Raw genomic sequence first — 5,135 nt, 5'->3', positions numbered from 1 at the left:
AATGACATCCTCTTTCAGATCCAACCCGATCATATGGATGTCCAGCCCCTGCAGGATCTTCAGATAATAACACATGGCAAAGGTCAGATAAGATTTTCCACAGCCAAAATCAATGATCGTAACTTCTCTTGACCGGTTCAGCTGCGGCATAATGTCTTCCACAAACTCCAAAAAACGGTTTATCTGACGAAATTTATCATATTTGGAATTTACAATCTTACCCTCTGAAGTCATTACACCCAGATCCACCAGAAACGGAACCGGCTCTCCTTCCGGAAGCACATACTTCTTTTTTCGGTTATGCTGTAGGGAAGCCGCTTCTTTGGGTTTGTCCCATCTTTTTTTCTTAACGGTTATTTTTCCTTTTTTGCTCACTAATACTGTAACCGCATATTCTACTGTATCCAGCTGTAACTGTTTATAATCAGTCTCCATCCAGGATTTCAACAGCTCTTTTATCTCTTGTTTCTCAAAGTTTTTATGTAATTCTTTTTTTCCATCTGAAATTGTAGTTTGGAACTTTAATATTTGTTTATTTATAACCGGGCGGATTTTTATTTTAGACGGGATGTCCGCTTTTTTTGCCCCGCTTACAACCGCCTGCAGCATATTTTCATCGAAATGTAATTCTAATATTCTTATCAATTCTTCCATTTTCATTTCCCCTTAACGACAAGACAGGTCTCATAGATACTCCCCATGAATAGACCATGACTCTATTGTACTGGCTTTGCTTCAAAACCTCAACATAAATTTTTATAAAATCCAACTTTTTTAGACAATACATACGGTAAACCTTACTTTTAAGAAACCGGTGTAATTTAACCACCGGTTTCTTAAAATTCCAAAGAGGCTCGGACCTAGTACCATCTCCTGCAATGGCGGTGTCTGCAGCGCCGCTGGAATATCTCATTATAGAGCATTACTTCTACAAAATCACGCAGCCAGTTCTTTCCCGGCGGGTACCTTCTTCTGCTTTCCTTATTCATTGCAAAAAGATCATCTTTATCTTCTTCCTCTTCTACCGGTGCATCGTCTTTTACCTTATCATAAATGCTGTTTACCGTTCTCATTAAATTAATTTTATCTGGCTGTTCATCAAACATTGGACTTCCTGCATATTCCAGATCGTCACATGCTTCTTCCACATAAAGCTGTATCTTCTTGGCAATATCCGGATACATGCCTTTCAGCCGTTCCAGGTCATGTTCTGATTCCTGCTCTTCTTTTTCCATATCATCGTTGCCAAATACCGGATTTATCGCGCCCCTCATCCGGTCTGCCGAACCGTTTGAATAATGCATATATCCCGGCATCATACGATTTCCGGGCATTCCCATTTCCGGGCGCATCTCGTTTTCAGGCATTCCCATATGGGGATTCATTTCGTTTTCAGGCATTCTCATACCAGGCATCATCCCATTCTCCGGCATTTCCATTTCCGAGTTCATTTCGTTTCCCGGCATTCCCATATCTGAGCGTATCTGGTTTCCGGGCATTCCCATTTCCGGATTCATTCTCATATCCGGCATTTCCATGTCTGACTCCATATCGGATTCCATGTTGGAGCCGTTCCACATCTGATAGTTTGGCATGGAACTGTTGTAATTCATCTGGTTTGTACCGTTCTCCATGTTGGGTCTTACCTGGATTCCAGGCATTTCTGTATTTCTATTTCTGCTGTTACCGGAAAAACTCATATTAGGCTGCATTTGTCTTCCTGGCCACATCTGATTATTTGGTGTAGCTGATCCTGGCCATGGCTGATTCGTGGGTGAACCTGTTTGTGGCCATGCCTGATTGTTCGACGTACCTGCTCCAGGCCATACCTGATTATTTGATGTGCCTGCTCCAGGCCAGGTACGTCCATTTGGCATATTCATCTCCGGGGACGGCTGGCTTTGAGGCATATTGATATCACCATTCATTTCGGCTTCGGGAGTATCATACATATTTGATTCATCCATCCATGGATTTCCCCAGTTTTGGGGCATTTCCATATCGGTTCTCATCCGATTATCCGGCATGTTACCGTTTTGCCGTTCAGAATACATATCCCATCCCATGTCCGAATCCATATCCTCTGAACTATCAATTTCTCCTGGCTGCCCGGCGCTTTCTACCTCTAAATTTCTGGATGCCCATGGCTGTGGTCTATCCCACTCCGGTCTTTCGCTCCACTCATCCTCACGCTGCCACGGCTGCTGTTCACCCCAATTTTCTTCTTCTTGCTCATTTCCATATGGCTGCCATGGCTGTGGTGTTCCAGGTCCCGTTCCAGGTCTTAATGAATCTGGTCTTTCCAGATCGGAGCGATCCGGTGTATCCCCCATTGATGGCCAGATTCTCGGTATAGGCTGTGATGGCAAAGGCGGCCAAAATGGTTTCTGTGGCTGTTCCCCGCCTTGCTTATGCATCATATCGTCACAATTAGGATAGCACGGACAATTTTCTATTTGGCTATGGGGATTGTTTTTATGTTCCTCCATAAACTACTCCTTTAATACGCATTTACTATAATATATGCTGCTGTCTAAAAAAGTGAAGCGTATACCGGAAAATTACTTATATGAAATTTTACTGATTTCTCTTTTAGTAATCCAGACCAAGTATTGGAGTTGCCACATAGACATACGTTTTGTCTTCTTCTTCATTATAACGCATAGCTATATTTACATTGACCGCCTGATCTTCCTGCATCACATAATCAGATACATAAGTCGTATATGCATAAATGGTATAAAGCTTCATATCCCTGTGTTCTGTTACAATTTTGGCACCCATTTCCCCCAGAATCCCATCTGCTACTTCATTTCTTTTATCTAAATCCAGTTTCCCATCATAAGCACCGATTACATTGGCGGAACTTCTGCTGTCCTTTGTATAGTCACCCAGAATTTTTTCCAGTTTCTTTTTATGTGCAAGGGCACTTTCCATATCTTTATCCAGTGCAATACTGGCTATCATATACTGTTTTATCTCTTTCCCTTCTTCATTTGTAATAAATCGAAGTGTTGTGACAGCGTGTTTTGCCTTTTTTGTCAGAGAAATTTCCTGTCTATTTTCTTCATATGTCCAGTCTGTCTCCAGACCTCTTGTAATACCAAGTTTCTGCGCTATATCACGAAGAAGCACTTCCCGTTTTTCAATTGGGAGATATTCATCATCGTATGTTCCATAGTATTCCACCATACTTGTCTTCTGCTCACTTCCAACAGTGTGGAAAACTTGGATAATCTTGTTTTCTTCCGCCGCTGCTTTCCCCTGTATGATTTGAAATCCTGCTACGCCCCACAAAAGGACAATAAATGCAACCCATATTTTCTTCATACAAAAACCCCTCCAATTCGTAATATCTAAGTATTACCAATGGAAGGGGTTTTATACTATTTGCCAGCCAGTTCAATTCGAATTAATGCTTTCCGCAAAGCCATCTCAGCACGCGTCACATTTATTTCTGAAGTGTTGGACTGAATTCTTCTTTCGGCACGCTGCCTTGCTTCATTTGCACGATTTATATCTATTTCTTCCGGCCACTCTGCAATTTCTGCAAGTATTGTTATTTTTTCTTTTAAAATTTCTATAAAACCTGCGTGAACCGCAGCTTCTTTTTTGCCGGAAGCTTCTGTAATGGTGACAATTCCCGGAACCAGAATGGTGGTCAGCGGAATATGGTTCTTATAAACACCTATTTCACCTTCGGAAGTATTGAGTTCTACCATACTTGCCTCTCCCTGATAAAATATCCGGTCCGGAGAAATGATCTCCAATTCAAAAAATTTTTCATCCGCCATAAAACTCCTATCTGTCCATCTGTCCCAGACCTGGACATTGCTGAACGACTGTTATTTTACACGCGCCAGTACATCGTCTATGGTACCTGCATTTAAGAAATAACTCTCCGGGATCTCATCGTGTTTGCCATCCAGGATCTCTCCAAATCCCCGGATCGTTTCACTGATTGGCACATACTTACCATCCAGCCCTGTAAACTGTGTTGCAACGAAAAACGGCTGTGAAAGGAATCTCTGTATCTTTCTGGCGCGGTTTACGATCAGCTTTTCATCTTCTGACAACTCATCCATACCTAAAATTGCTATAATGTCCTGCAATTCCTTGTATTTCTGCAGAATTTCCTGAACGCCCCTGGCTACCCCATAGTGTTCCTCTCCCACGATCTGGGGATCCAGGATACGGGAGGAAGAATCCAGCGGATCCACTGCCGGATAAATACCCAGCTCCACAATGGAACGGGATAATACGGTGGTGGCATCCAGATGGGCAAACGTAGTTGCCGGAGCCGGGTCTGTCAGGTCATCCGCCGGTACATAAACAGCCTGAACAGAAGTGATGGAACCGTTTCTTGTGGATGTAATACGTTCCTGCAGGGCGCCCATCTCGGTCTGGAGCGTGGGCTGGTATCCAACTGCGGATGGCATACGGCCTAAAAGCGCCGATACTTCTGAACCCGCCTGTGTGAAACGGAAAATATTATCAATAAAGAGCAGTACATCTTTACCGCCTTCATCACGAAAATATTCAGCCATGGTAAGCCCCGTAAGCCCAACTCTCATTCTGGCTCCCGGCGGCTCATTCATCTGCCCGAATACCATGGTAGTTTTATTAATAACGCCGGATTCTGTCATTTCATGATAGAGGTCATTTCCTTCTCGTGTTCGTTCCCCTACACCGGTAAATACAGAATATCCGCCATGCTCTGTTGCAATATTACGTATCAGCTCCTGAATCAGTACGGTTTTACCTACTCCGGCACCACCGAATAATCCAATCTTTCCGCCCTTTTGATAGGGACAGAGCAGATCCACTACTTTAATACCGGTTTCCAGTACCTCTGTGGAGGTGGACTGCTCTTCAAAAGACGGCGCCTTTCTGTGTATCGGCAAGTATGCTACATCCTTAGGCGCTTCTTTATTGTCTATGACATCTCCGGTTACATTAAAGATTCTTCCCAGTGTATGTTCCCCAACCGGTACGGTTATGGGAGCGCCAGTTGCCAAAGCTTCCATTCCCCGGACTAAACCGTCTGTAGAACCCATTGCAATACATCTGACCGTATCGTCACCCAGATGCTGTGCAACTTCTACCACCAGCCTTTCACCGTCGTTTCTTTTAAT

At 43.4% G+C, this 5,135-nt stretch carries 5 protein-coding genes; all 5 read right to left on the bottom strand.

The window, feature by feature from the left end; translation table 11 throughout:
- On the bottom strand, positions 1-654 hold a 654-nt coding region (locus tag ACH2DQ_RS29945), incomplete at its 3' end, for a methyltransferase (protein WP_395028902.1).
- Positions 655-860: 206 nt separating this feature from the next.
- Positions 861-2,489, bottom strand: a complete 1,629-nt coding sequence (locus tag ACH2DQ_RS29940; RefSeq protein ID WP_394911062.1) for a hypothetical protein — start codon at positions 2,487-2,489, stop codon at positions 861-863.
- A gap of 103 nt (positions 2,490-2,592) precedes the next feature.
- The gene (locus ACH2DQ_RS29935) at positions 2,593-3,330 is read right to left on the bottom strand and encodes a YwmB family TATA-box binding protein (protein ID WP_394911061.1); all 738 of its coding nucleotides are present in this window, start codon (positions 3,328-3,330) and stop codon (positions 2,593-2,595) included.
- A gap of 56 nt (positions 3,331-3,386) precedes the next feature.
- The gene (gene atpC, locus ACH2DQ_RS29930; RefSeq protein WP_394911060.1) at positions 3,387-3,794 is read right to left on the bottom strand and encodes an ATP synthase F1 subunit epsilon; all 408 of its coding nucleotides are present in this window, start codon (positions 3,792-3,794) and stop codon (positions 3,387-3,389) included.
- 51 nt (positions 3,795-3,845) lie between these two features.
- Positions 3,846-5,135: F0F1 ATP synthase subunit beta (gene atpD / locus ACH2DQ_RS29925; protein WP_395028899.1), on the bottom strand; the 1,290-nt coding region annotated here is incomplete at its 5' end.

The organism is Robinsoniella sp. (genome assembly GCF_034124845.1).
Note: the sequence above shows the minus strand (reverse complement) of the source record. Positions and strands in the feature narration are given on the sequence as shown.

What these genes read in the sequence shown, in the direction of transcription:
- ACH2DQ_RS29935 (WP_394911061.1), bottom strand. Translation starts at nt 3,330, where the DNA reads ATGAAGAAAATATGGGTTGCATTTATTGTCCTTTTGTGGGGCGTAGCA.
- ACH2DQ_RS29940 (WP_394911062.1), bottom strand. Translation starts at nt 2,489, where the DNA reads ATGGAGGAACATAAAAACAATCCCCATAGCCAAATAGAAAATTGTCCG.
- atpC (WP_394911060.1), bottom strand. Translation starts at nt 3,794, where the DNA reads ATGGCGGATGAAAAATTTTTTGAATTGGAGATCATTTCTCCGGACCGG.